Origin of the sequence: Jeotgalibacillus aurantiacus, assembly GCF_020595125.1 — a bacterium.
Classification (GTDB): Bacteria; Bacillota; Bacilli; order Bacillales; family Jeotgalibacillaceae; genus Jeotgalibacillus; species Jeotgalibacillus aurantiacus.
The window spans coordinates 1-26042 of sequence record NZ_JACNMS010000007.1 but is presented as its reverse complement, the minus strand read 5'-3'; the positions used below and the strand labels follow the sequence as shown (position 1 = coordinate 26042).

The following is a 26042-nucleotide window of genomic DNA, read 5'->3' as shown; positions in this document are numbered from 1 at the left end:
AAAGAAAATGGCCGGCGCTGATCAGACAATTATTTTTCTGGACTTTGAATTTTCCATGCCGGATGGACGGGGACCAAAAGGTTTTTATCCTGAAATTATTGAAGTAGGTCTCGTAGCCGTCAGAAATGGAGAAAAAGAACAATTTTCAAGCTATGTGAAACCGAAAAAATTTAAGAGGCTGTCCAGGAGGTGTAAATCCTTCCTGAATATCAGTCAGGAGCAGGTCGACAGCGGCATCTCTGTTCATTCCCTTGTCAAAAAGTTAGCAGAGCTGAACCACGATGGCTTTTGTAAAGTTGTGACCTGGGGCAACATGGACATGAAGGTGCTGAGACAGAATTGTGAAAAGGCCGGGCTGATCTTTCCGTTTACCGGTGAATTTGTCGATTTATCCATGGAGTACAAACGCTTTTTTGGAGACCGGAATCAGACAGGATTATGGAAAGCCGTTCAGGAATATGGAAAGGATGGGACGGGTAAACACCATAAGGCCCTCGATGATGCGATGACAACCTACCATATTTATCAGCTGGTAGAAAAGGATAAGCGCTATTTAAACAAGAGCGAACCAACTACGATTGGGGACAGAGTGGATTTTTCCGCTTTACGCCAGTTTCTGGTTCAATAAAAAAGAGCCCTCCTGAGAAGGGCTTTTATTTTTGGTCAGGAAAAATTCATGTTATACATGAGTTCATATTCTTTTTTGACACCTGCAAGTGCCTCGAGGCTTTTCTGATTAAAAGCTGAATCCTCTTCCTTTAATCTCCATTCAAGCTCCATGACAGCTTCAGCCAGGTGCTCATAATAATCACCCGGTTTCCCGTCAAACGGTTTTACCATTGTTGCGGGAATATTTGCGCGTTCATTAAACGCTAATGCTTTTCTTTCATGAAAGAGCGGAACATCTGTCTGATTCGGATTGTGCAGATCACCCTGAATCGGATGCTTCAATACGTCTTTAATCTGGACGACCTTTACACTGTCTTTATCCTCTGTCACCACGCCTATATAAGCGCCTGTTTTATAAAATGCTTTTACATATTCAGTCAATCTTAACGCCTCCTGTACATGTGATGCCATCACCAGTTTTTGTTATTCTTCATTATTTAGTTTAACGTAACTTAATGATTTTTTCTGTAAATTAGGCTAAAGTATAAGGTGGAGGCGAGAAAATGAAAATGAAATGGATGTTGTCATTGTTATTTGTATTGTTATTAGCAGCCTGCGGAGGAAATGCTGACAGTGGCTCAGATACTGAAAATACAGAGCCTGCTGAAGAAACGGCAGAAGACACGGCAGAAGACACGTATGCTGAAGCGGAACCGGTTGAAGAATTGCCGGTAGTGGAAGGATATCCACAAACAAATCCTGAACCAGGTGAAAACGAGCCGGTTGCAACTATTAAAACCAATTATGGGGACATCACAGTGAAATTTTTCCCTGAACAGGCTCCTCTAGCTGTCGAAAACTTTTTAACACACGCTGAAGAAGGGTATTATGATGGTGTAATTTTTCATAGAGTGATCGAGGACTTCATGATTCAGGGTGGCGATCCAGAGGGAACAGGTGCCGGCGGTGAAAGTATTTTCGGAGAACCGTTTGAGGATGAATTTTCACCTGAACTTGTTCATATCAGAGGCGCATTATCAATGGCCAATTCCGGTCCTGCTACAAACGGCAGCCAGTTTTTCATCGTGCAAAACCAGACTATGACAGAGGACCTCGTTGCCCAAATGGAGTCAGCCGGTTTTCCTGAAGAGCTTATTGCGATGTATCAGGAAAGAGGCGGCACGCCATATCTTGATAACCGTCATACCGTTTTCGGACAGGTGATTAAAGGTATGAATATCGTGGATAATATCGCAGCGGTTGAAACAGGCAGTGATGATCGTCCGGTAGAGGAAGTTGTCATTGAATCCATTGAGGTTCAGGAGTAACAGATTTAAAGTTTATCAATTTCGAGTAGAGGCTGGAACAGTCAGTTGTTCCAGCTTTTTTCATACAATCTTGACCTGATCATTTTTTACATACATGGAGGAAGTAATATGAATGAACTTTTATTGAAATACGCAAAACTTGCTGTTAGAACAGGGGTCAATATTCAGGAAGGACAATTCCTTTGGATTGCCGCTTCAGTTGACAGTGCCGCATTTACAAGACTCGTAGTCGAAGAGGCGTATCGCGCAGGAGCGGGTAATGTGCATGTTCAATGGCACGATGATCGTGTGACCAGACTTTTTTATGAAAAGGCGCTAAACGAAGAGTTCGACTATTACCCGGAATGGCTGACAACGGCGCATGAAGAAACCGTTGAGCGCGAAGGGGCATTCCTTGTCATCGAATCAGATAATCCCGATCTGTTAAAGGGAATTTCCTCTGACCGGATTGCCGCTTTTGCAAAAGCAAGGGGAGAAGCGCTCGGTGCTTTTTATGAAGCGATAGAAACAGACCGCATCAGCTGGTCCATTGTGGCAGTGCCTTCTGCTGACTGGGCGCTGAAGCTGTTCCCGGAGAATTCTGAAGAGGAAGCAGTGGAGAAGCTGTGGGAATCCATCTTCTCTGTGACAAGAATTCTTAAAGATGACCCGGTGCTTGAATGGGAACATCATATGGAGAACCTGAAAGAAAAAGCATCGTCATTGACTGAAAGGCAATACGCGGCCCTCCATTATCAGGGGCCTGGGACAGACATCACGATTGAGCTTCCCGCTCAACACAAATGGCTCACAGGGGGCTCGAAAAACAAAAAAGGGTATAACTTTATCGCCAATCTGCCGACAGAAGAAGTGTATACGGTTCCTCACAGACTTGGTGTAAACGGCTATGTGACAAATACAAAACCGCTTGCTTATCAGGGGAATATCATCGACGGATTCACACTTACATTTAAAGAGGGAAAAGTCGTTGATTTCAAAGCCGATGTTGGACAGGAGCTTCTTGAGAAAATCCTGACAATGGATGAGGGGGCACCGTACCTTGGCGAGATTGCACTCGTGCCACATCGTTCGCCGATTTCTGATTCAGGCATTCTGTTTTTTAATACGCTGTTTGATGAAAATGCATCAAACCATTTTGCGCTAGGCTCGTGTTATCCGACCTGTATTGAGGGTGGAACAGAGATGAACGATGAAGAGCGGATTGAGGCAGGGTTAAATGACAGCATTGTCCATGAAGATTTTATGATGGGATCTGCCCAGATGAACATTGATGGGATCAGGTCTGATGGAACGCGTGAACCGGTCTTTCGCAATGGGAACTGGGCAACTGAATAGGCTGTACACGAATTGTTCACGTGATGTATGAGGGAAGCGTTGTTATAATAAAGAAAATTGTGTAAGTGAGGAGGCTGCGCCGTGATCTTTGACTTGTTTGTCTTGCAGCTCTTTTTATATTTTCCGGAAGATAAGTCCGAATACCTTCCAGCTGCATTATGGCTCTTATTGTTTGTAATTATGACGTATATTACGTTTCGCTGGATTATCCGTGTGTCTAAAAGGCAGGCGGAGGAAACGAAGAAGCTTGAAGAGAAAATGTTGAATGAACGTAATCATTCATCTAAATAAAAAAAGGCCGGGATGAATCCCGGTCTTTTTTGAGTTTAATGAATATGAAAAACCGTGCCGGGTCATTCCTGCGCTTTCCTTTGTGTCTAGCTGCGGCGACTAGCCCCTCGAGGTCATAAGTCAAAGATGAACGAGGGCAAAGGGCAGCCCTCTTTTCATCTTCGCCTTATGCTTGTCGGGGCTGGACGAGTCGCCTCCACTTTTCTGTGGCCGCGCGGTGAGCCAGCTAGTGCTACGCACTACGCTGTCTCACTTGTCGCTTCACTGCCGCAGGAGTCTCCGGAATGACCCGGCACTTATCATGAATTCTTCAACTGATATGTGAGACGGTGATGTTGATCATCAACTTAAATCTGTCGATAGCTCAACTCACTATGTTGAAAGTGAACCCTGTTCTGTTAACGAAATGGAGAAATCCGCATATAGGACCCAGTGATTTCCTTATTGCCATTCAGACAAGGTATGATGTCATTACAACTAACTCACCCCAAAAATTATTTAAACACCATCTGCAACCTTCTTAATCCTTCTTCGACCATGGATCTTGGGCAGGCGATGTTCATTCTGATGAATCCTTCTCCACCTTTTCCGTATTTATCACCCGGTTCAAGTGCGAGTCCGGCCTCATCGACGAGTTTCTTTTTGATTTCCTCGTCAGATAAGCCGGTTTTTCGTGCGTCCAGCCAGAGAAGGTAGGTGCTGTCAGGTTCCATGAGATCAATCTGATCCATTTCCGAGACCGTATTTCTGACAAGCTTAAGGTTTCCGGTCAAATAATCAATCAGTGATTCAAGCCATTTCTCTCCTTCAGAATAAGCGGCTTCCATCGCGGTAATGCCAAATGTGGAGAGGGTGAAAAATCCCTGACGGCCCTGTTCTTCCTTGATTTTCTCGCGGATTTCTTCATCGGAACAAATGATAGCCGACGCCTGCAACCCTGCAAGATTAAAGGTTTTGGATGGTGCAACAAGCGTAATAATATGACTGTGTTTATCACCGGCTGCTTTTGCTGTAGGGACGTGGCGCGCATGTCTGTAAATTAAATCTGAATGAATTTCATCTGAGACTAGCACGACATTATGCTCTGCACATAAATCGGATAGTTTCTTCAACTCATCACTACTCCATACTCTTCCTGATGGATTGTGTGGGCTGCATAGCAGAAACATCTTTACATCAGACAGTTTCTGACTGAGGTCTTCCCAGTCTATTTCGTAGCGGCCATCTTGTTCGATTAACTGAGTCGTCACAACGTTCCGTCCATTTTGTTCAATCATGCCGAAAAACGGGGTATAGACAGGAGTCATGGTTAAAATGTGATCTCCGGGAGCTGTTAACGCTCTGATGGCGGTTGCGATTGAAGGGACTACGCCGATTGAGTATAAATACCATGATGCATTGGTTTTAAAACCGTGCCGTTTTTCAAGCCAGTCCGCAATCGTTCTGGCAGTTGAAGGTGGTACAAAGGTATAGCCGTATGGAGGCTGTTCGAGCCGTTTCGTTAAGGAAGTCATGACGCTTTCGGGCGGAGCAAAATCCATATCCGCCACCCACATCGGAAGCAAGTCATTCTTTCCGAACAGTTCATTCATCATGTCCCACTTCACGGAATGTGATCCGGTTCTTTGCGTTTCGCGGTCAAAATCAATCATGCAAACACTTCCTTTCTATTTCTCTATTCTATGGTATGATAGATGAAGCATTTTTCAAAATGATTAGGTGGTACAAATGAATATAAGTGAAATGGATTTAAAACTCATGTCCATTCTGCAGGAGTGGGACCCGTTTGGTAAAGGGGAAGAGGGGTATGATCATGAAATTGCTGAAGTCATTCAAGCTGTTCATGAGCTGCATCACCCGACGGATCTGGCCAGACACATCCAGGCAATCTATGAATCCGGCTTTGGCCAGTGGATCCCGCTGCAGGATTGTACAAAAGTTTCCTATAAGCTGCTTGCAGTGAAAATGGATGCTGTATATGAGGAATAATGAAGTGAAACCGTACTGATCGCAGTGCGGTTTTTTATGTAGGGTTTGGTAACTTCAGATACAAAGGACTTTCCATGCGCGAAGACGACCAGTATCCTGTCATTAGCTGAATACGCGTATGGAGAGTCGTGATCACTAAAAATGCTGTAGTCCAAATGTCACTGAACTCACGAATTTTTAATTAAGCTCACGAACTTTCCCGTTAAACTCACGAACCTGAGAGGGGAACTCACAAACTCTGCCCGCAACCTTACAAATTAACGCCCTAACCTCACATTCCTCACAAAAAAGGAACGGGCAGCAGCCCGTTCCTTTCCGTAAAGTTATAATAGTTCTCTCATTTTGTCCAAGAAGATTAAAATAATCCCAACCGGTGCGACCACCTTGATCAGTGTATACCAGACTGTCATCCAGCCGTATGTGCCGCCAGCCCCTTTAGAGAGCTCCCCGAACACATCTTCTTTTTTCAGCTTATAGCCTACAAACAGACTGATCAGTAATGCGCCGAGCGGCAGTCCGAAGCTGCTTGTAATATAATCTGCAAAATCGAACATGATATAGCCAGCAATCGTTACATCTGAGAAGACGCCAAATGACAAGGCACTTGGAAGTCCCACGATAAAGATAATGATTCCGGAGATCCAGGCATACTTTTTACGTTTATCATCCTGACCGCGGGAAAAGGTAGCTGTTACGATTTCGAGAATCGAAAACGCAGACGTTAGTGTTGCAAACAAAAGCAGGACAAGGAAGACAAACATAAACACGCCACCGAACGCCAGCTCGTTAAAGATCGCAGGCAGCACAACAAATACAAGTCCCGGTCCTTCTCCCGGTTCAAATCCTAAAGCAAACACGGCAGGGAAAATCACAATCCCTGCTAAAAGTGAAATGACGATATTCAGGATCGCAACGGATGCAGTAGAGCGCCCGAGGTTATCCTGATCCTTTAAATACGAAGCGTACGTAATCATCACGGAAACACCGACACTCAGTGCGAAAAATGACTGCCCTAGTGCAAGCAGCATTGTATTACTGTCAAAATAACTCCAGTCCGGTACGAATAGATATTCAAGTCCCTCCATAGCGCCATCCAATGTGAGAGAACGAATGGCTAGCACAATGAACATGATGAAAAGTGCCGGCATCATGATTTTGCTGGCGCGTTCGATTCCGTTTTGAATCCCGCTCTGGACAACCCAGATCGTGATAATCATAAACAGGGCCTGTGCAACCAGTACTTCAACAGGGTTAGCAATAATAGATTCAAATAATCCGCCATATTCCTCCTGTGTCAGTCCGGTCAAACCACCAGTCATACTTCTCCATAAATAAGATAAAATCCAGCCGCCGACCACACTGTAGAAAGATAAGATAATTATGGCGATAATCGTTCCGATAATCCCGATAAACGGCCAGGCTGTTCCCGGCGCAAGCTTTTTGAACGTTGTCACAGCATCCGCTTTTCCTCTGCGGCCAATGACAAATTCAGCAAGCAGGATCGGTCCTGCGATTAAAACAGTGAACAGAATAAACAAAAGAAGAAAAATACTTCCTCCATTTGAGCCTGCCATATAAGGAAACTTCCAGATTGCCCCCAGACCGATTGCAGAACCGGCTGCAGCAAGGACAAACCCGAGTTTTGAAGACCATTGCTGATTACTCATTTCATTCACCTCTTCAATTCATGATTTGTATATGCTACTACATACCGGGATCATAAGAAAAGACTTTTTTGAAAATTTAACGAATCCGTTAATCGGGAGGGGGCCAACCGCATACAAACCTGTTAGATACTGGACGTTTTACTAAAATAAGAATAAAACAGATCATCTTCTGTCTTTTTTGAAACATTCTGATAACATAGTACGTATAAGAGGTATGTGTAGCAAATATAAAGGCAGGTGGAACAATTGAGAGAGAAATCCAAAGAGCAGCCTCAGGAACAGCCTGAGTTTTTATATGAAGTGGACCAAATCAAAGAGGCAGAGCTCTTTTCCATTATGATGGGTTATAGTGAAGCAGAAAAATCAGAAGCAGTAGGTCAGGTGCTGGACAAGTCAGGTCAGGAGCGCGATGTAATCGGGACATTTGTCCGTTATGGCGAGACCAATCCTCCCGAGGGCCCTTCTGTGAAAGTTTCTGCTTTTGCAGAGGATCAGGAGCTTCATGAATCCATTCAATCATTGTCCTACAAACAGAAAGTGCTTATTTTACTAACTTCATTTTACTCCATTTCAGATGCTGATGCGGCTGCTTCTCTAGGTATTTTTGAAGAACAGGCGAAGGTTGAAAAGCAGGAAGCGTATCATACCCTGGCTAAAAGCACGAACACAGAGCAGGATCAGATACCGGCTATGCTGACATTTTTAAATAAAGCCTATAATAAAGTGCCTTTGACCTTACAGCAGCAGGATTTCACCATAGCTGAACAACCGCACAGCTCAGTTGATAAAAAAGCAAAGAGTAAAAACTGGCCCGCTGTCACGACTGCAGCTGTCATTCTGCTGGCTGGAGGACTTGCATTTGCGCTGAATGATCCGATTCCGGAAGATACAGAGAGAACTGCTTCGGCAACTGAAGAGCAGGAAGAAGAGAAAGAGCCGATTATTCCTGAGGAAGAAATTGATGCAGTCAGTCAGGAATTTGATAAAAAGAAAGAGGAATTGCTAGTTCAGTTAGGACTTTCCCCTGAAGAAATGAACCGGCTACCAGTAATTGAAATGGCTAAGAGTCAGCTGGCTCATTTAAAGTGGATTAACGAAGAGAATGATCCTTATTATTCAAGTTTAAGTGAAGAGGACTTAAAGCATGAGATAGACATGGTAAAGGAATCAGCATTACTGTCAATTGCACCTCCACTCTCGTTTTTAAATCCTGACCTACCCATGTATAACCAGTGGTTTCCTGAAAAAGATCTTTATACTAAATCGGATGCTGCCTCGGCCTTTTTCAGTGATTATGCCCAGGCTCTCCGTCAGATTTATGAAGAGAAACTGAATGCCCAAAGGGAAGAGATGGCCCCTTGGAGCCGATCCTACTATAAAGAAAGCGAGTTACCCGAAGATGAGAAAGTGCTGAGAGAAAAAATCAGGGAAAATGGATTTGATTATGAATATGACTTCGATCAGAACCGTTTTCATGTAAAAATCGGCGGTGAAAAATTTGAGGAAGCAATTTTACCACTTGAACCTGTATTCCAGGACGTGCTGAAGAACATGCCTGAACTGGATGTGGGGGTTTACGGTCAAGCTGTTCCGGATGATACACAATCGCCTGACGAAACACTGCAGGTATTATTGAAGCTCGATGAAAATATTTCAATGCTGACAGCGTCACAGCCCAACGAATCAGATCCGTATGCAAGGTCAAATCTGTTAAATAATCAACTACATCACTTTGAAAATCTTTTTGCTAAATACATTTCCGGAAACTATGAACAAACTCTATTTGAAGATGGTGTCTTAAAACAGGACGTAAAAGAGTCGTGGGAAAAGGTGCTTTCTGATCACGTCTTGAAAGAAACGGAAATCTACGAAGCGGTTCAATTTCAATATGAATTACTAAAAGCTAATCAGTTTGAACTGCTAAGAGGAATCGAGAATTCAGACTTTCTTTTATATCCAGATATCAGGTACTGGTACCATTTCGACGGCCATTCTACTTTCTCTGATTTCCCTCTTGATCATTATCTAGGGAAAGTATACGAAGTTTACACAACACCGGAGAATCGTAATAAGTTATCTTTATTGCCGCCTGAAGAAATTGCTGTACTTTATCTGAACAGTATCAAGCTGCAGGATACGGAAGTGCTGTACTCATTTTTAGAACCAGGTGATAAACTGCCTTCATTGAAAGAATTTCAGGCCCTGGTTACACCTGACGTTCTTGGAAAGATCAATCTCGAGCAAGTAAACAATGTATTTGTGAATTCAGATAGTATGAATGATAACCTGTCTGTAAATGTAGAAAAAGGCGATGGCACGATGTTGATCATGACAATGGTCAAAACCGATGAAGGATATAAAGTAAAATACACTAGTGATCAAATGTTTGATCGTTATTAATTGAGCAGGAGGAGGTCACTTCGATTGAATATGAAGTGACCTCTTATCTTTACAGGGAGTGATTGGGTGTTTACACCTCAAAAAGAACTGAATGATTTTTTGTTTGCAATGGGGATTTCCTTTGAAGATCGCGGTCGGCTGTTATGTGAGATGGATCAGAATGAGTCCGATACCGCTAAGGGTAAATGGCTTCTGAATCAGATATATGATGTGCCTGTTTCACAAGAGGGAAAAGATGAGTTTATCCATTATGAAGATCAGGAGCTGTGGCTTGAGATCATCACGCTGCCCACTAAAGCGAGAGCGGCGATTGTTTTATTTTACTTAGCTGATCTAGATGACTTCAGCGAAATGCCGGCAGATAAAGATGAAGCTTTATCGTTGCTGATGGATCAGCTCCGTGTGAACAGGGGTTATGAAGTTACTGTTGACCAGGTAGAAAAAATGCTGCTCCTTTTAGCAAAAGGTATAAAGAATCGAGAGGCAGAGACGTTTGAAGTTAATCAACTCAGGACAGATTCTCCACAGGAGAAAAAATCAAAGAAACTGGTTTACTTCACGGGAGCGGCGATATTGCTGTTTTCAATCGTCATCGCGTTGCTGACGAATCAGCCTGGTGGACAAACGATACAACTGGCAACGTTGCGTGTGCCTGATTCAATGGAAAGCGAAATGCAGGAGATGACGAGGTTAAAAGAATCTGTTTTACAATCTCATATGACGAAAACAGGGCTGAATGAGGCAGAGTTGCAATCCATTGATTTTTTTGCCCCTTTTTACAACGAATATGAAAGTATCGTCAACGCGATCGGGCAGGCAGAGGAAGAGTTTGAGCTTGAAGGGGTCAGGATGCAGATGGAGCGTCTGATGACAATTGGTGATTATGTGTACAACACACCAATTGAAAGGTTTGACCAAAATATAACTGACATACAAGGGGAATCTGATTTTGAAAGGGAGAAGCAGGCGGGGGATGCCCTCAATATTTTTATCGATGCAACTAAAGGAATGCGGGCATTATATCAGGAGAAAATAGACGGATACACTTATGAGCTGGACCAGCTTTCAGGCGGTAATCTGTCCGAGTATTCCCCTTCACGGGAAACTCAGGATTTGATTGATGTCATTACTCAAAATGGTTTTGAAGTTGTTATACTTCCGGAAGAAAAAGAGTACAAAGTAGAGTATGGCGGGGAAAAATTCATGGAGGCTGCCGGTGGTCAATTAAATGATGCATCTATTTCCTTACTTTATGAACAGACATCTCTTCCTTATGTTGAAGAAAGAGAGACGGACTTGAGTTATGAACAAATGGCTCAAAAACTGCTCGGCTCAGAGGCCATCATATCAGGACTGGCGGGCAGAAATAAATTAGCGGATGACTATTTGCTGCAGCATACACAGCTTTTTTACGCGTTTTTGCGTGAACTGAGTGATGACGAAAATCGGCTTTCGTCAGAGGTTCGTGCTGTCTGGGAAAGTATGATCACGACTGAAAATCTTAAAAAATCAACAACGGCCAGATATATAGCCGCCATTTATGAAGAGCTTGAGGCGCAAAATTTTGTTATTAATCCGGAGACGAGTGAGATTATTCACCGGTATACACAGGCGCCGGCCGTTTATCGCGTGAGGGAAAATGAAGCGTACTTCCCGCTGGATCAGCAGCCCATGTATGAAAAAGCCAACATGATTGCTACTTTCCAGGATGAATTCGATGTCAAACCCTTGCTTCCGGATCAGGTTATCCAGGTATACATACAAATGATCCTGACTTCGGAGAAAGAAGCCGCATATTTTGTCGCTGACACTTCTCTGTCGTATGATGAATTTGAAAATCTTAATTGGCAGATTCCGAGCTTTCATGCGGATGGCATCATTCAATTTAAAACAGATTATGATTCTGACAATGCTGCAAGAGTAACGGCAGTTCACACTGATGGTTCTGAATATCCGTTCGAACTCGTGCAGGAAGGGGGTCGCTGGAAACCCGTTTTCGATCCGGCGCATTTGACATGGTTTTGATTTAATCTCCCAACTATGATATAATCAATAATTGCGTGAAAACGATAAAAAATAATCGGTTATAGGAGAGATTTCCATGTCTACAAAATTCGAAGCAGGACAAGAACTAAAAGGTAAAGTAACAGGCATTCAGGCATACGGTGCGTTCGTTGCACTTGATGAAGATACACAAGGTCTGGTTCACATTTCAGAAATTACTCACGGTTACGTAAACGACATCAATGACCACCTTTCTGTTGGTCAGGAAGTAAACGTAAAAGTTCTTTCTGTTGACGAGAAAGCTGGAAAGTACAGCCTTTCAATCCGTGCAACTGAAGAAGCACCTGAAAAGCCACAGCGTAAAGAACGCCGTGCACCACAGGCTTCAAAAGCTGTATCTCACACAGAAGATACAACTGGCTTCAACAGCCTGAAAGACAAGCTTCAAGAGTGGATCGATCAGTCTGACATGAAGCGCTAATATTTTTTCTGAAAAACCGGGGCTCTGCTCCGGTTTTTTTGTTTGTTGTCAGATGATCCTTATCGTCTATCTATTGACACTTTCAAAGGCGCTAACAACAAATATCGAAAAATGATCGACAAAAATCAATCGTCTAACAACATATTTGATTGTGCTATCAACAAATCAAGCCCACTAAATCAGTCTAACGACATAAATAGCTTGCCTACCGACAGAAATTGCGATGCTATCGACATCTTGAAAAGCGGGGGACGGAGCGCCTGTTCTTTTTTCCAAAAAGGAACGGGCGCTCCGTCCCCCTATTTCTTGAGACGCAGCAGCCCGTTCTTTTTCATCCTGTATTGCAGGTTCTGCCGGCTCATGCCGAGCGCGTCTGCTGTTTTGGTGATGTTGTGGTCATGATATTGCAGTGATTTCTGAATATAGTAGGATTCGGCTTCCTGCAGGAAAGCATCGAGTGTTTGTGATGCTTTGCCTTCTTTGACCATAAAAGCTGAGCTGTCCAGGACCGGAGCGGGACTTGCCGGGTCATCAAATTTCAGCCTGAAGTAGTGGGGAAGGTGCGTAAATTCAATCCGCTGGTCATTCCCGAGTGCGAACATGGAGGCTTCCATGACATGCTCAAGTTCGCGGACATTCCCCGGCCAATCGTAGGAAGAAAAGAGATGAAGCACTTCTTCACTGACGTCCCTGACAGATGTCTGGAATCTGGCGTTGAAATCCTCAATAAAATAATCCGTCAGTTCTTTTATATCCTCTATCCGTTCTCTGAGCGAAGGAACAAAAATCGTCCGTTCGCTTACGGTGTAATAAAGGTCCTTCTTCAGCAACCCATCTTGTACAGCATCAATGGGATCCTGACTCAGCGTCAAAATATAATACTGTTTCAGGCTGTCTCTGCCACGTTTTTGTTTCTCAGCCACAAGATGCTGATTCAGCAGCTCCTGCCATTTAAGCTCCAGATATTCAACATGCCCCATAAAATAAGTAACCGGATCATTCGATGGTTCATTCATTTCGCTGAAGAAACGGTCAATGCTTTCTGCGGAAGCGGTTCTGAAATCAATCGCATGAAACGCATCATGCTGATAGCCGCGTTCGAGATGAATGCTTTGCGCCAGCAGCTCCTTGCCGCTCCCTGCTTCCCCGCACAGCAGCAGAAAATCATTAGAGTGTGCAGCTTTTTTTCCTTCAAAAATCATTTGTGCAACTAAAGGCGAGCTCCCGGTCCAGTGGTCAAAGGAAGAAAGCGTCGGCGGTTTCGTATCTTTTGTCTGGTCCACCGGCCTCAGCTCTCTTGCTACCTCGATCGCGCCAGCAATGTCCCCATTGACGATGATGGGGAATGTATCATTCAGCGTCATAATTTCATGCCCATTTACATTAAAGTAGGACTGTCTGACGTTCAAAATTGGTTTTTTGGATGCAAGAGCCTGCAAAAGCGTGCTCCGCTCATCCGGGTGAAACTGAAAAATATCCTGCAGCCGTTTATCGAGAAGATCGATATCATTCATCGCTTCCATTTCACGCATTTTCTGATTGTAAAAGATTGTTCGTCCGTTCGGATCTACCACGTGGATGCCGCGATCAATCTGATCCATCATGGCAGAAACAAAATCGGTGCTGATCACGGTCCCTCTGTGTGATTTCATCTAACCACCCCTTGTTAAATCATTGATCATGTATTCATCTATATAAAATTAAGAATTTTTAAATGACTGAAAAGAAAAAATACTTGAAAAATGCAATCATCTTTTGCATTATTATATATGTAAGGGTTTTCTAACTGCAAATATTTTTTGCATAGCACCCAATCACATTTATATATAGGAGGTTTACTTATGATTCCTTACAAGCATGAGCCATTCGTTGATTTTTCCGTAAAGGAAAACAGAAAAGCATTTGAAGAGGGTCTTAAAACGGTTGAAGGTTACTTAGGTCAGGATTATCCACTGGTGATTGATGGCCAGAGAGTCGTGACTGAAGATAAAATTGTCTCTTATAACCCGGCAAAGAAAGATGAAGTCGTTGGACGGGTATCCAAAGCGAATCAGGAGCTTGCTGAAAAAGCGATGCAGGCTGCTGAAGAAGCGTTCAAATCATGGAGAAAAGTAAAACCTGAAATCCGTGCAGATATTCTGTTCCGTGCTGCTGCCATTGTGCGCCGCCGCAAACATGAATTCTCAGCATTGCTTGTAAAGGAAGCGGGTAAGCCTTGGAATGAAGCGGATGCTGACACAGCAGAAGCCATCGATTTCCTTGAATATTATGGCCGCGAAATGCGCGCAATGAAAGACGGTAAGAAAGTGGAAAGTCGTCCAGGTGAGTTTAACCGTTATGATTACATTCCTTTAGGTGTAGGTGTTGTCATCTCTCCATGGAACTTCGCATTTGCGATTATGGCTGGAACAGCTGTGGCTGCAATCGTAACAGGTAACACTGTTCTTCTTAAGCCGGCTTCAACGACACCGGTTGTCGCTGCAAAATTTGTTGAAGTCATGGAGGAAGCAGGTCTTCCTAAAGGCGTTTTAAATTACATTCCTGGAAGCGGAAAAGAAGTGGGAGACTATCTTGTTGACCACCCGAAAACTCGCTTCATCTCTTTCACAGGATCTCGCGATGTTGGAACGCGTATTTATGAGCGCGCTGCAAAAGTACACCCTGGCCAGATCTGGCTGAAGCGTGTGATTGCTGAAATGGGTGGAAAAGATACGATCGTTGTAGATAAGGATGCGGATCTTGAACTGGCGGCTCAATCAATCGTGAAGTCAGCATTCGGTTTCAGCGGTCAGAAATGTTCAGCATGTTCCCGTGCCGTTGTGTTGGAAGAAGTATATGACCAGGTGCTTGAGCGCGTAGTTGAACTGACGAAAGAACTTTCTGTTGGTGAAACGAAGACGCCGGATACATTCATGGGGCCGGTAATTGATCAGGCTGCATTTGATAAAATCATGAGCTATATTGAAATCGGGAAAGAAGAAGGCCGCCTTGTTGCAGGTGGGGAAGGCGATGACAAGAAGGGCTATTTCGTAAAGCCGACTGTATTCGCTGATCTTGCACCGGACGCACGTCTGATGCAGGAAGAAATCTTCGGACCGGTTGTTGGATTTACAAAGGCGAAGGATTTTGATCATGCCCTTGAAATCGCAAATAACACAGAATACGGCCTGACAGGTGCTGTGATTACAAATAACCGCATGAATCAGGAAAAAGCACGTGAAGATTTCCACGTTGGAAACCTTTATTTCAACCGCGGATGTACAGGTGCGATTGTTGGCTACCAGCCATTTGGCGGATTCAACATGTCAGGAACAGACTCAAAAGCAGGTGGTCCTGATTATCTGACGCTTCACATGCAGGCAAAAACAACTTCAGAAATGCTGTAATGGATGATGCCGGCCGGCAAGAGACGACGATGCGGGAGCGATCCCGTAAAAGGGAAACTGCCTTTTTACTCTCTTCCAGCCGGTTTTTCTCATATTCAGGAAAGAATGGCTTTGTTATATAATGAGTAAAGAACAACAAAAGGAGTGTGCAACATGGTGACATCTACATCAACGTCAATTATTGAAAAAACAGAACGCTTCGGCGCAAACAATTATCATCCGCTGCCAATCGTCATCTCAGAGGCGGAAGGCGTCTGGGTAAAGGACCCGGAAGGCAATAAATATATGGATATGCTGAGTGCCTACTCGGCTGTTAACCAGGGGCACAGACACCCGAAAATCATCCAGGCGCTGAAGGATCAGGCGGACAAAGTGACGCTTACATCCCGCGCATTCCATAATGATCAGCTTGCACCATGGTATGAACTCATCTGTGAATTGTCAGGAAAAGAAATGGCACTTCCAATGAATACCGGAGCAGAAGCGGTGGAAACAGCTGTTAAAACAGCAAGACGCTGGGCATATGAAGTCAAGGGTGTAGAAAAGGATCGTGCAGAAATCATTGCCTGCCACGGTAATTTCCATGGCCGGACGATGACAGCCGTTTCCCTTTCATCAGAAGCAGAGTACCAGCGCGGATTCGGTCCGATGCTTCCAGGAATCAAGCTTGTACCATATGGTGATCTTGATGCTTTAAAAGAAGCGATTACACCAAACACAGCAGCCTTTTTAATTGAGCCGATCCAGGGAGAAGCTGGAATTGTATTTCCGCCAAAAGGTTTCCTGAAAGCAGCGCGTGAGCTGTGTAAAGAGCACAACGTTTTATTTATTGCAGACGAAATCCAGGCAGGCCTTTGCCGTTCAGGAAAAATGTTTGCCTGCGAATGGGAAGATGTTGATCCTGACATGTACATTCTCGGAAAAGCACTTGGAGGCGGGGTATTCCCGATTTCTTGTGTTGTTGCGGATAAAGAAGTACTTGGCGTATTTAATCCGGGATCACACGGCTCGACATTTGGCGGAAATCCAATGGCGTGTGCTGTATCTATCGCATCACTGAATGTCCTGCGTGAGGAGAATCTTGCAGATCGTTCACTGGAGCTTGGAAATTACTTTATGGAAGCTCTTCGTAAAATTGATAACCCGGTTATTAAGGAAGTACGTGGAAGCGGACTGTTTATCGGGATGGAATTGAATGAGCCTGCACGTAAATACTGTGAGGAATTAAAGCAGCAGGGACTGCTCTGCAAAGAGACGCATGAGACTGTTATCCGCTTTGCACCGCCACTTGTGATCTCTAAAGAAGAACTGGATTGGGCGATCGAAAAAATCACGGCTGTTCTTTCCTAACTTTCTTCTTAAAATCATCGTCTAATGAGTTGGGTTATGTTACAATTATGCCGATTCACACTAATTGAAATAAAAGAGGCGAACAATAATCATGGCAGAAAATTTGAATCTCTTTACGTCTACGCAAGAGGTTATTCACGAAGCACTGACTAAAATGGGGTATGATGACGCTGTTTACGAATTAATGAAAGAACCGATGCGTCTTCTGACTGTACGTATGCCTGTCAGAATGGACGACGGAAGCACACGTGTTTTCACGGGTTACCGTGCACAGCACAACGATTCTGTCGGACCGACTAAAGGTGGGGTGCGATTTCATCCGGATGTGGATGAAGAAGAAGTAAAAGCACTTTCAATGTGGATGACATTAAAATGTGGAATCGTTGACCTTCCGTATGGTGGAGGAAAAGGCGGTATCATTTGTGATCCGAGAACGATGTCTATGGGAGAGCTTGAGCGCCTGAGCCGTGCCTACGTGCGCGCGATCAGTCAGATTGTAGGACCTACAAAGGACATTCCTGCACCTGATGTGTATACAAACTCTCAGATTATGGCTTGGATGATGGATGAATACAGCCGTATTGATGAATTTAACAACCCTGGATTTATCACAGGGAAGCCGATCGTACTTGGTGGATCACAGGGGCGCGAAAAAGCGACTGCCCAGGGTGTAACCATCTGTATTGAGCAGGCTGCTAAAAAACGCGGAATTGATATTAAAGGCGCGCGTGTTGTTGTGCAGGGGTTTGGTAATGCAGGAAGCTTCCTCGCGAAATTCATGCATGATGCAGGCGCAAAAGTCATTGCGATTTCAGATGCACACGGCGCCATTCATGATCCGGACGGTCTTGATATTGACTATCTTCTTGACCGCCGCGACAGCTTTGGAACCGTCACAACACTGTTTGAAAACACGCTGACAAACAACGAACTGCTTGAAATTGAATGTGATATTCTCGTTCCTGCAGCCGTATCTAACCAGATCACGTCTCAAAACGTTGATAACATCAAAGCAAGCATCATTGTAGAAGCAGCAAATGGACCAACAACCATCGAAGCAACAAACCGCCTAAACGAGCGCGGAGTCCTGCTTGTACCTGACGTTCTGGCAAGTGCCGGCGGTGTAACCGTATCCTACTTCGAATGGGTACAAAACAACCAGGGTTACTACTGGACTGAAGAAGAAGTGAACGAAAAGCTCGAAAAGAAACTCGTTGACTCCTTCAACCAGGTATACGACCTCGCCCAAAGCAGACGCGTCAACATGCGCCTTGCAGCCTACATGGTCGGCGTAAGAAAATCAGCCGAAGCCAGCCGATTCAGAGGCTGGGTATAAAGAAAAGCGGAGGCGAGCGTTCAGCGGCGTATGCGGTGGACTGAAGCGATTAAGATAAAGGAAACACAGCGAACGAAGTGAGCTGATGTTGACTTATCGAAATGAGCTGAGGGAAGCGCACTAGCCGTTGCGAGCCGGAGCTGGACATAAGAAAAGCGGAGGCGCCTTGCTCAGCCCCGACAAGCTTAAGGCGAAGATGAAAAGAGGGCTGACCTTCGCCCTCGTTCAGCTTTGACTTATGACCTCGAGGGGCTAGGCGACGGAGCTGGATAAAGAAAAGCGGAGGCGAGCGTTCAGCGGCGTATGCGGTGGACTGTCTTCAACAATTCAAAACACCTCAAAATCGATTTCGATTTTGAGGTGTTTTTTTGTGCAGTGTGACTGACTGATTATCTTACAGGTTCCGGTTCGCGTTCTGTACGGATCACACGTTCATCATCCGTTTTGAACAGAAGGCCAAGGTTGATCAGACCGGCGATTCCGACCAGGCCGTAAATAACCCGTGAAATAGCTGAGTCCTGTCCCCCGAAAAGGGCCGCTACTGCATCAAATTGGAAGAATCCGATAAGTCCCCAGTTTAAAGCACCGATAATCGTCAACACTAATGCAATTCGCTGAATGGCACTCATTTTAACGCCTCCTTTTTATCAGGGTCGTTTGTAGTTTATCCAGAGCGGGTAAGAATATACGCGAGCATCTTCTTTGCATTCATCGTATGAATGGATGATAATATTGGATGGAAAAAGGAAATGTGACGAACAGTCATACTGTTTGCACAAATGTTTTAGGAGGCGGAATTGATGGAAACATTTACGTTTTATAACCCGACAAAACTGATCTTTGGTAAAGACCAGGTGGAGCAATTAAAAGAACAGGTTCCGCAATACGGAAATAAAGTGCTACTCGTTTATGGTGGAGGAAGCATTAAGAGAAACGGATTATATGATCAGGTTACTGGCCTGCTTAAGGAAATTGGGGCTGAGGTTCATGAATTATCAGGCGTTGAACCAAACCCGCGCTTAACGACAGCTGAAAAAGGAATCAAGATTTGTAAAGAAGAAGGAATTGAATTCATTTTAGCGGTAGGAGGCGGAAGTGTTATTGACTGCACGAAGCTGATTGCTGCCGGTGCTAAGTATGATGGAGAAGCGTGGGATCTTGTGACGAAAAAAGCGTTCGCTAAAGAAGCACTGCCATTTGGTACGGTCTTAACGCTTGCGGCAACTGGTTCTGAAATGAATGCAGGATCCGTTATTACGAATGCCGAAACACAGGAAAAATACGGCTGGGGAAGCCCTGTAACATTCCCGAAATTCTCTATTCTTGATCCTCAAAATACATTTACTGTACCACAGGATCAGACGATTTACGGGATTGTGGATATGATGTCCCACTTGTTCGAGCAATATTACCACAACACAAAAAATACACCTGTGCAGGATCAGCTGATCGAGGGTGTACTTCGTACAGTCATTGAAACAGCACCAAAGCTTGTTAATGACCTTGAAAATTACGAGCTGCGTGAAACGATCCTTTACAGTGGTACACTTGCACTGAATGGAATGCTTCAGATGGGCTACAGAGGAGACTGGGCATCTCATAACATTGAGCATGCGGTATCTGCTGTGTATGATATTCCTCATGCCGGGGGCCTTGCGATCCTGTTCCCGAACTGGATGAAGCACAACCTTGAAGTTAACGAAGCGCGTTTTGCTCAAATGGCAGTTCGTGTATTCGGCGTTGACCCTGAAGGTAAATCTGACCGTCAGATCGGTGAAGAAGGGATCGAGCGTCTGCGTCAGTTCTGGACTGAAATCGGTGCACCATCAACACTTGCTGATTACGAAATCGGAGATGACAAAATCGACGTCATGGCTGACAAAGCAATGATAAACGGGGAATTCGGTAACTTCAAAAAGCTGAACAAAGATGACGTTGTTCAGATTCTGACAGCATCACTATAAAACCAACGTAATGATTAAGCTGGTGAAGATAGAAAATCTCACCGTGTGTTTTAAGAAAGAGGGTATTTCACTTTTTAAGTGATACCCTCTTTTTGTGTGTGTAGAAATTTTTTAAATAAGTAATGATTTTATCATGTCTAAAGCAATTTGTGTTTTTGACTGATTTATAAAAAGTAGTGAAAAAAATTTAAATCAAGAGTGCCAGGTCATTCCGTAGACTCCTGCGGCGGAAAAGCGACAGGTGAGACAGCGTAATGCGGAGCATTAGCTGGCTCACCGCGCGGCCGCGGAAAAGCGGAGGCGACTCGTCCAGCCCCGACAAGCATAAGGCGAAGATGAAAAGAGGGTTGCCTTATACCCTCGTTCAGCTTTGACTTATGACCTCGAGGGGCTAGTCGCCGGAGCTAGACAAAGGAAAGCGAAGGGATGACCTGGCACGGTTTCAAAACCAATCAATATTGATGATTTTCAATTGTATCCGTTTACATACAGGACCTTTCTTGATAATCAAAACAACATCATATAAAGTGTAAACAGATAACTACAAAAAACGGAGGATAAACGATATGACTTCAATTCGTTTTGATTACTCAAACGCGCTGGATTTTTTCGGCGAACATGAATTAACGTATTTACAGGATACAGTGAAACAGGCTCACCACACCCTTCATGAAGGTACGGGTGCAGGAAGTGACTTTTTAGGATGGATTGATCTTCCAGTTGATTATGATAAAGAAGAATTTGCCCGCATTCAAAAGTCTGCTGAAAAAATCCGCAATGACTCTGATGTTCTTTTAGTGGTTGGAATCGGCGGTTCATACCTTGGAGCGCGTGCTGCACTTGAAATGCTGAACCACAGCTTTTACAATGCACTGTCTAAAAAGCAGCGTAAATCTCCACAGGTGCTGTTTGTTGGAAACAATATCAGCTCCACTTATATGAGAGATCTGATGGACCTGCTTGAAGGCAAGGATTTCTCCATTAACGTCATTTCAAAATCAGGAACAACGACAGAACCTGCGATCGCCTTCCGTATCTTCAGAAAGCTGCTTGAAGAAAAGTACGGAAAAGAAGAAGCGAAGTCACGCATTTATGCAACAACGGATAAAGCAAAAGGCGCACTGAAAACATTAGCTTCTGAAGAAGGCTTTGAAACATTTGTAGTACCTGATGATGTGGGTGGACGTTACTCTGTCCTGACTGCAGTAGGTCTTCTGCCAATTGCAGCAGCCGGCATCGATATCGAAGCGATGATGAAAGGTGCTGCAGATGCACGTGAAGAATACAGTTCTTCCGAGCTTTCTGAGAACGGTGCTTATCAGTACGCGGCAATCCGTAATATCCTTTACAACAAAGGAAAAACAATTGAGATGCTCATTAACTATGAGCCGGGTCTCCAATATTTCAATGAGTGGTGGAAGCAGCTGTTTGGCGAAAGTGAAGGGAAGGACCTGAAAGGAATTTTCCCTGCATCAGCCAACTTCTCAACAGACCTGCACTCTCTTGGACAGTACGTTCAGGAAGGCAGACGTGATCTGTTCGAAACCGTTGTAAAAGTTGCGAAGCCTCGTCATGAGTTAACCATTGAAGAAGCAGACAGCGATCTTGACGGCCTGAACTATCTGGCTGGTGAGACGGTTGATTTTGTAAACAATAAAGCATTCCAGGGAACATTGCTTGCGCATAATGACGGGGGCGTACCGAACCTGATTGTGGAAATCAATGAAATGGATGCCTACAATTTTGGTTACCTTGTGTATTTCTTTGAAAAAGCATGTGCGATGAGCGGTTATCTGCTTGGCGTAAATCCATTCGATCAGCCGGGAGTTGAAGCTTACAAAGTCAATATGTTTGCGCTTCTTGGTAAGCCTGGTTTTGAAGAGAAGAAAGCTGAGCTGGAGAAACGTTTGAAATAATGTAAGCTATAAAACCGTGCCGGTTCATTCCTTCGTTTTCCTTGTCTAGCTGCGGCGACTAGCACCTCGAGGTCATAAGTCAAAGCTGAACGAGGGCAAAGGTCAGCCCTCTTTTCATCTTCGCCTTATGCTTGTCGGGGCTGGACGAGTCGCCTCCGCTTTTCCAAGGCCGGGCGGTGAACCCGCCTGAGCTTCGCCCAGTCGGTTTCACCTGACCCTTTCCGCCACAGGAGTCTCCGGATGTGCCCGGCACTTTTAAATTTTTAAGGAACGCAATCAAATGTAATTAAGATAGAATGAACACCCTGACAAAAAGCTGACTTCGGTCAGTTTTTTTGTTTTTTCAAGAGGAAGTACTTAGGCTGATGGTGTTACATGAATTGGGGGATGCGGGGTAAGCTAGGTGAAAAAGGAGTGGTTGCTGTGCATGCTTATTCATCTGATCTTGAAGGGAAAGTGTTTCCGTTATATTTACTTGAAGAAAAATTGAAGCCTGAGGGGTTCGCCATCGGAGGCGGCTGGGATTATGACCACGGAAGCTTTGATTATCCATTGGCGCTTGAAGGCACTTATGTTCATTTAAGGCTTCCTTTTAAGCCTGTTTCAGGAGAGCTGGACAGACAGGAGGCGTATGTGGAATTCAGACAGCCTTTTCTGCTTGCCCACCAATACCAGGATGATGTTGATATTGAGGGTTCTTCGGGAAATATCCAGGCTTCATTTAATCAGTTTCAGTCACCGGTGGATGAAGATGCAACGCTCTCTTCTGCTTATGTGGCTGAAGGAGAGCGTATTTTGAGAAAAGTGGAGGATATACTTTCTTAAGTATCCCTTACTTCCATGACCAATGCGTTCCCTAGCACTTGTTTTGATTCAATCAGTTTATCAGCTCCTGCTGCCAGGGCGTGATCTGATAAATGGCCGGAAACAAGCTCGGCGATGCACAAGACGGATGGGTTCATCCTTTTTGCTGATAATATCGTCAAAATTGTCTGTGCATCAGCCGCTTCCTCATTTAAATACTGGTCAGCCGTAATGACAACTGATCTCGCGAGTGGCATTCCTGCCCGTTCCAATACGCCGGGTGAATGAGGGACGCCATGGATAAATCTCACATGTGGGAGATGAAGCAAAGGATGTACGGATAATGAAAAGTCAATTAACACAACGGGCTGATTGCCTAATTGTTCAATTAAATAATAGGACCTTGCATTCCACCCTATGACGATCGTATGGTCTGTGCAGTTTGTTTTCAGTGAACCTGATTCTACCTTTGTCTGCCTGTTCAGCATAAAGGAAGCGGCAGTAAAGAAATAGGCAGAGATCAGTCCTGCCCCTATCAGCATCGTAAAGACAGCAAGCATTCTTCCGGGTGCAGAGGAAGGGACCAGGTCTCCATAACCAACCGTTGAAATGGTAATGAAAACCCACCAGAATCCGTCCGTAACCGTTGGAAATGTTTCGGGCTCGATTAAATGAATAATGGAACCTGAAGCTGCCACGAGCAGGATGACGGATGTCAGTAAGAATAACCATCTTGGCATTCTGCCGATCTCAGGAATGTGCAACTTAATCACCTCACGTTCAGTATTGCCTGGAAGGTGAAAAAACTTTCAATTAATACTTGAAAGGCAGGTGGCAGAGCGGTAAAATAAAAAATGTCGCGGGGCTATAGTTCAGCGGGAGAATGCTTCGCTGGCAGCGAAGAGGTCAGGGGTTCGAATCCCCTTAGCTCCATACCTGACTCAGCATTGATGTCTGAGGATTTTCAATACAAAAAAGGCTTCAGGGAATCCCCTGAAGCCTTTTTTGTATGCGATGTTTGTATTTGCTTATCTGGTCTCAATCTCAGCACCTGCTACATGCTCCAGTGCAACGATGTATTCATATAATTCAGTAACTGTACTTTTACTCGAAATAGCAGCGTGCAATTCAATCATGTGAAGGTGATCGCGCGTATCCTTCAGTCTGATCTGATCAATTTTAACGTGATGCTGTCTTAACGCTTCAAGAATTTGTTTTCCTTTAGAAGCATCATTGAGCATGACTTTCAGATAGATTTCTCTTTCCCTGAATCTAGCTGGACCTGTCCATTTGAAGATGACGGGAAGAAATTCAACGCTGATGATAATCAGGATCACACCGAGAATCGCCTCGATGAAAAATCCGGCACCAACGGCAATCCCTACTCCGGCAGCACCCCAGATAATCGCAGCAGTCGTAAGACCGGAAATCGTATCATTACCTTTGTGGAGAATAACGCCAGCTCCGAGAAAACCGATACCTGAGACGATCTGCGCTGCAAGTCTCAGAGGATCCATTGTTATATTTACGTCAGGGTCACCACTAAATGTATAGGCGGATTCGATGGAAACAATCGTCAGTAAACAGCTTACGATTGATATAACCAACGATGTTTTCATGCCGACCGGTTTTCTTTTTAATTCCCGTTCAATTCCGATTACAAGCCCAAGTATAGCGGTGAGTCCAAGCTTTACGAAGATCAGTTCATCATATACCACAGGACATTCCTCCTTTTCTAATAGAAACGGGAATGAAATCAGCGTAATATAAGTTATATCTTACTCTTATTATAACTCGTCAAAGGAGATTTCACTATGCCGCCCAAAGCAGGTCTTGCATCACTGGCAATCATCGTCGGTGTCATAACCGTTTCATTTTCAGCCATTCTCGTAAAACTGTCTGCCGGTGAGCCGGGCGTTATTGCTTTTTACCGGATGTTTTTCAGCGCTTTAATTTTGATGCCATTTTTCCTTGTTAAAGAAGCCGCAAAACTTAAGGATCTCACCAGAAAAGACTGGGTGCTGACATGCATCGCCGGAATCTTTTTGGCTTTCCATTTTATTTTATGGTTCGAATCTCTTCAATATACATCTGTTGCAAGCTCTACCGTCCTTGTTACGATGCAGCCTCTGTTTGCCTTTGTCGGTGCTTATTTTTTCTTTGGAGAACGGTTCACACCTGGTGCTGTCGTGGCAGCTGTCATTGCAATCTCCGGCAGTGTGGTGATCGGGTTTGGTGATTTTAGAGTAAGTGGACTTGCGTTGTGGGGGGATGTATTAGCTCTTGTTTCATGTGCGCTTGTTACTGCGTATTTACTTTTCGGACAAAGTGTAAGGAAGAGGTTGTCTCTGCTTACATATACATTTATTCTCTACAGCATCAGTTCTATGGTCTTATTCGTTTACGTTCTTTTAAAGGGTGAATCTCTCGGACCTTTCCCGCAACAGGAATGGATATTGTTTATCTCTTTAGCCATATTACCGACACTTCTCGGTCATTCATTATTCAACTGGTCGATCAAGTGGGTGAGCACAACGGTCATTTCAATGGCCATCCTATTTGAACCTGTGGGAGCAACCATCTTTGCCTACCTGATATTAAACGAAGGGGTTAGTCTGTCCCAGGCAGTTGGTGGTTCAATCATTTTAGCCGGTCTTGGTTCGTTTATTCTATCAATGAGGAAAACAAAAAAGCCGATAGAAAATTAGTATGGTGTTATCGTCATGTTCGTTTTATAATTAAACTCTTCTAAAATGAGACCTAACAGTGGATCTATTCAAAGTTTTGATCGGGATAAAAGTTTTTTTAAAAAAGTATAATAAAAGTATTGCATGATAAAAAAATGCGTGATATATTATTACCTGTCCTTAAGAAAGCCGGACAACATCAACACTGAAAAACACAACTTGAAAAGTTGAAAAAAGTGTTGACACGAAAGGCTTCAGGATGTAAGATGATAAAGTCGCTTGATTGAAAAAAACAAGCACTTTTGCAAGATTGAACCTTGAAAACTAAACAACCAAACGTCAACGTTTAAGATTTTAAGTCTTTTTCGAATAAAAAAGACAATGAGCTTTTCAAACACTTTACGGAGAGTTTGATCCTGGCTCAGGACGAACGCTGGCGGCGTGCCTAATACATGCAAGTCGAGCGAACGGAAGAGAAGCTTGCTTCTCGGATGT

22 protein-coding genes, 1 tRNA gene and 1 rRNA gene are annotated in these 26042 nt (G+C 44.1%); 17 read left to right on the top strand and 7 right to left on the bottom strand.

What is annotated here, in order from left to right; genetic code table 11:
- Nucleotides 1–7: 7 nt before the first annotated feature.
- A complete protein-coding gene (kapD, locus tag H7968_RS16225; RefSeq protein WP_227397124.1) occupies nucleotides 8–628 on the top strand; it encodes a 3'-5' exonuclease KapD in 621 nt (206 codons plus the stop codon).
- 35 nt (nucleotides 629–663) lie between these two features.
- Here kapD and kapB read toward each other — a convergent pair whose 3' ends face one another.
- Entirely contained in the window at nucleotides 664–1080 is a 417-nt protein-coding gene (kapB, locus tag H7968_RS16220) for a kinase-associated lipoprotein B (protein ID WP_227397123.1), read from the bottom strand.
- A 92-nt stretch (nucleotides 1081–1172) separates the two neighbouring features.
- Between kapB and H7968_RS16215 the strand changes: the two genes are divergently transcribed.
- The 3 genes from H7968_RS16215 (at nucleotide 1173) to H7968_RS16205 (ending at nucleotide 3563) form a co-directional block, all read left to right on the top strand.
- Nucleotides 1173–1937, top strand: a complete 765-nt coding sequence (locus H7968_RS16215; RefSeq protein ID WP_319799513.1) for a peptidylprolyl isomerase — start codon at nucleotides 1173–1175, stop codon at nucleotides 1935–1937.
- Nucleotides 1938–2045: 108 nt separating this feature from the next.
- Nucleotides 2046–3272, top strand: coding sequence for an aminopeptidase (locus H7968_RS16210; RefSeq protein ID WP_227397122.1), 1227 nt, complete (start codon nucleotides 2046–2048; stop codon nucleotides 3270–3272).
- Between the two features lie 81 nt (nucleotides 3273–3353).
- Nucleotides 3354–3563, top strand: coding sequence for a hypothetical protein (locus tag H7968_RS16205; RefSeq protein WP_319799512.1), 210 nt, complete (start codon nucleotides 3354–3356; stop codon nucleotides 3561–3563).
- Between the two features lie 494 nt (nucleotides 3564–4057).
- Here H7968_RS16205 and H7968_RS16200 read toward each other — a convergent pair whose 3' ends face one another.
- Nucleotides 4058–5215 carry a MalY/PatB family protein gene (locus H7968_RS16200; RefSeq protein ID WP_227397121.1) on the bottom strand — a complete coding sequence of 386 codons (1158 nt, stop codon included), beginning with the start codon at nucleotides 5213–5215 and terminating at the stop codon, nucleotides 4058–4060.
- 76 nt (nucleotides 5216–5291) lie between these two features.
- Here H7968_RS16200 and H7968_RS16195 point away from each other — a divergent pair, with 76 nt between their 5' ends.
- Entirely contained in the window at nucleotides 5292–5552 is a 261-nt protein-coding gene (locus H7968_RS16195; RefSeq protein WP_227397120.1) for a DUF1871 family protein, read from the top strand.
- A 323-nt stretch (nucleotides 5553–5875) separates the two neighbouring features.
- Here H7968_RS16195 and H7968_RS16190 read toward each other — a convergent pair whose 3' ends face one another.
- On the bottom strand, nucleotides 5876–7219 hold the full coding sequence (locus tag H7968_RS16190; RefSeq protein WP_227397119.1) for a sodium-dependent transporter: 1344 nt from the start codon (nucleotides 7217–7219) through the stop codon (nucleotides 5876–5878).
- A 246-nt stretch (nucleotides 7220–7465) separates the two neighbouring features.
- Here H7968_RS16190 and H7968_RS16185 point away from each other — a divergent pair, with 246 nt between their 5' ends.
- From H7968_RS16185 to yugI, 3 genes are all read left to right on the top strand, one after another.
- A complete protein-coding gene (locus tag H7968_RS16185; protein ID WP_227397118.1) occupies nucleotides 7466–9619 on the top strand; it encodes a hypothetical protein in 2154 nt (717 codons plus the stop codon).
- Nucleotides 9620–9685: 66 nt separating this feature from the next.
- Nucleotides 9686–11644, top strand: a complete 1959-nt coding sequence (locus H7968_RS16180) for a hypothetical protein (RefSeq protein WP_227397117.1) — start codon at nucleotides 9686–9688, stop codon at nucleotides 11642–11644.
- A 76-nt stretch (nucleotides 11645–11720) separates the two neighbouring features.
- The gene (yugI, locus tag H7968_RS16175) at nucleotides 11721–12104 is read left to right on the top strand and encodes a S1 domain-containing post-transcriptional regulator GSP13 (RefSeq protein ID WP_134375948.1); all 384 of its coding nucleotides are present in this window, start codon (nucleotides 11721–11723) and stop codon (nucleotides 12102–12104) included.
- Nucleotides 12105–12403: 299 nt separating this feature from the next.
- Here the strand turns inward: yugI and H7968_RS16170 are convergent, their stop codons facing one another.
- Entirely contained in the window at nucleotides 12404–13756 is a 1353-nt protein-coding gene (locus H7968_RS16170; RefSeq protein WP_227397116.1) for a helix-turn-helix domain-containing protein, read from the bottom strand.
- Between the two features lie 189 nt (nucleotides 13757–13945).
- Here H7968_RS16170 and pruA point away from each other — a divergent pair, with 189 nt between their 5' ends.
- The 3 genes from pruA (at nucleotide 13946) to H7968_RS16155 (ending at nucleotide 18176) form a co-directional block, all read left to right on the top strand.
- The gene (gene pruA, locus H7968_RS16165) at nucleotides 13946–15490 is read left to right on the top strand and encodes an L-glutamate gamma-semialdehyde dehydrogenase (RefSeq protein WP_227397115.1); all 1545 of its coding nucleotides are present in this window, start codon (nucleotides 13946–13948) and stop codon (nucleotides 15488–15490) included.
- Nucleotides 15491–15643: 153 nt separating this feature from the next.
- On the top strand, nucleotides 15644–16840 hold the full coding sequence (locus H7968_RS16160; protein WP_227397114.1) for an ornithine--oxo-acid transaminase: 1197 nt from the start codon (nucleotides 15644–15646) through the stop codon (nucleotides 16838–16840).
- A gap of 91 nt (nucleotides 16841–16931) precedes the next feature.
- Nucleotides 16932–18176 (top strand): Glu/Leu/Phe/Val family dehydrogenase, encoded by a 1245-nt coding sequence (locus H7968_RS16155; protein WP_227397113.1) that lies wholly within the window; start codon nucleotides 16932–16934, stop codon nucleotides 18174–18176.
- 389 nt (nucleotides 18177–18565) lie between these two features.
- Here H7968_RS16155 and H7968_RS16150 read toward each other — a convergent pair whose 3' ends face one another.
- Complete coding sequence (locus H7968_RS16150; RefSeq protein ID WP_134375953.1) at nucleotides 18566–18805, bottom strand: DUF378 domain-containing protein; 240 nt, start codon at nucleotides 18803–18805, stop codon at nucleotides 18566–18568.
- Between the two features lie 171 nt (nucleotides 18806–18976).
- Here H7968_RS16150 and H7968_RS16145 point away from each other — a divergent pair, with 171 nt between their 5' ends.
- From H7968_RS16145 to H7968_RS16135, 3 genes are all read left to right on the top strand, one after another.
- Nucleotides 18977–20140 (top strand): iron-containing alcohol dehydrogenase, encoded by a 1164-nt coding sequence (locus tag H7968_RS16145; RefSeq protein WP_227397112.1) that lies wholly within the window; start codon nucleotides 18977–18979, stop codon nucleotides 20138–20140.
- 566 nt (nucleotides 20141–20706) lie between these two features.
- Nucleotides 20707–22056 carry a glucose-6-phosphate isomerase gene (locus tag H7968_RS16140; RefSeq protein ID WP_227397111.1) on the top strand — a complete coding sequence of 450 codons (1350 nt, stop codon included), beginning with the start codon at nucleotides 20707–20709 and terminating at the stop codon, nucleotides 22054–22056.
- Nucleotides 22057–22479: 423 nt separating this feature from the next.
- The gene (locus H7968_RS16135; RefSeq protein WP_227397110.1) at nucleotides 22480–22881 is read left to right on the top strand and encodes a YugN family protein; all 402 of its coding nucleotides are present in this window, start codon (nucleotides 22480–22482) and stop codon (nucleotides 22879–22881) included.
- Here H7968_RS16135 and H7968_RS16130 read toward each other — a convergent pair.
- Complete coding sequence (locus tag H7968_RS16130; protein WP_227397109.1) at nucleotides 22878–23624, bottom strand: potassium channel family protein; 747 nt, start codon at nucleotides 23622–23624, stop codon at nucleotides 22878–22880. The genes H7968_RS16135 and H7968_RS16130 overlap by 4 nt on opposite strands.
- Before the next feature lie 97 nt (nucleotides 23625–23721).
- Between H7968_RS16130 and H7968_RS16125 the strand changes: the two genes are divergently transcribed.
- Nucleotides 23722–23793, top strand: a tRNA-Ala gene (locus H7968_RS16125).
- A gap of 95 nt (nucleotides 23794–23888) precedes the next feature.
- Here H7968_RS16125 and H7968_RS16120 read toward each other — a convergent pair.
- Nucleotides 23889–24578 carry an MgtC/SapB family protein gene (locus tag H7968_RS16120; RefSeq protein ID WP_134375958.1) on the bottom strand — a complete coding sequence of 230 codons (690 nt, stop codon included), beginning with the start codon at nucleotides 24576–24578 and terminating at the stop codon, nucleotides 23889–23891.
- A 96-nt stretch (nucleotides 24579–24674) separates the two neighbouring features.
- Here H7968_RS16120 and H7968_RS16115 point away from each other — a divergent pair, with 96 nt between their 5' ends.
- Together H7968_RS16115 and H7968_RS16110 are read left to right on the top strand one after the other, a co-directional pair.
- A complete protein-coding gene (locus H7968_RS16115; RefSeq protein ID WP_227397108.1) occupies nucleotides 24675–25568 on the top strand; it encodes a DMT family transporter in 894 nt (297 codons plus the stop codon).
- A gap of 377 nt (nucleotides 25569–25945) precedes the next feature.
- Nucleotides 25946–26042 (top strand): 16S ribosomal RNA (locus tag H7968_RS16110); the annotation flags it as partial.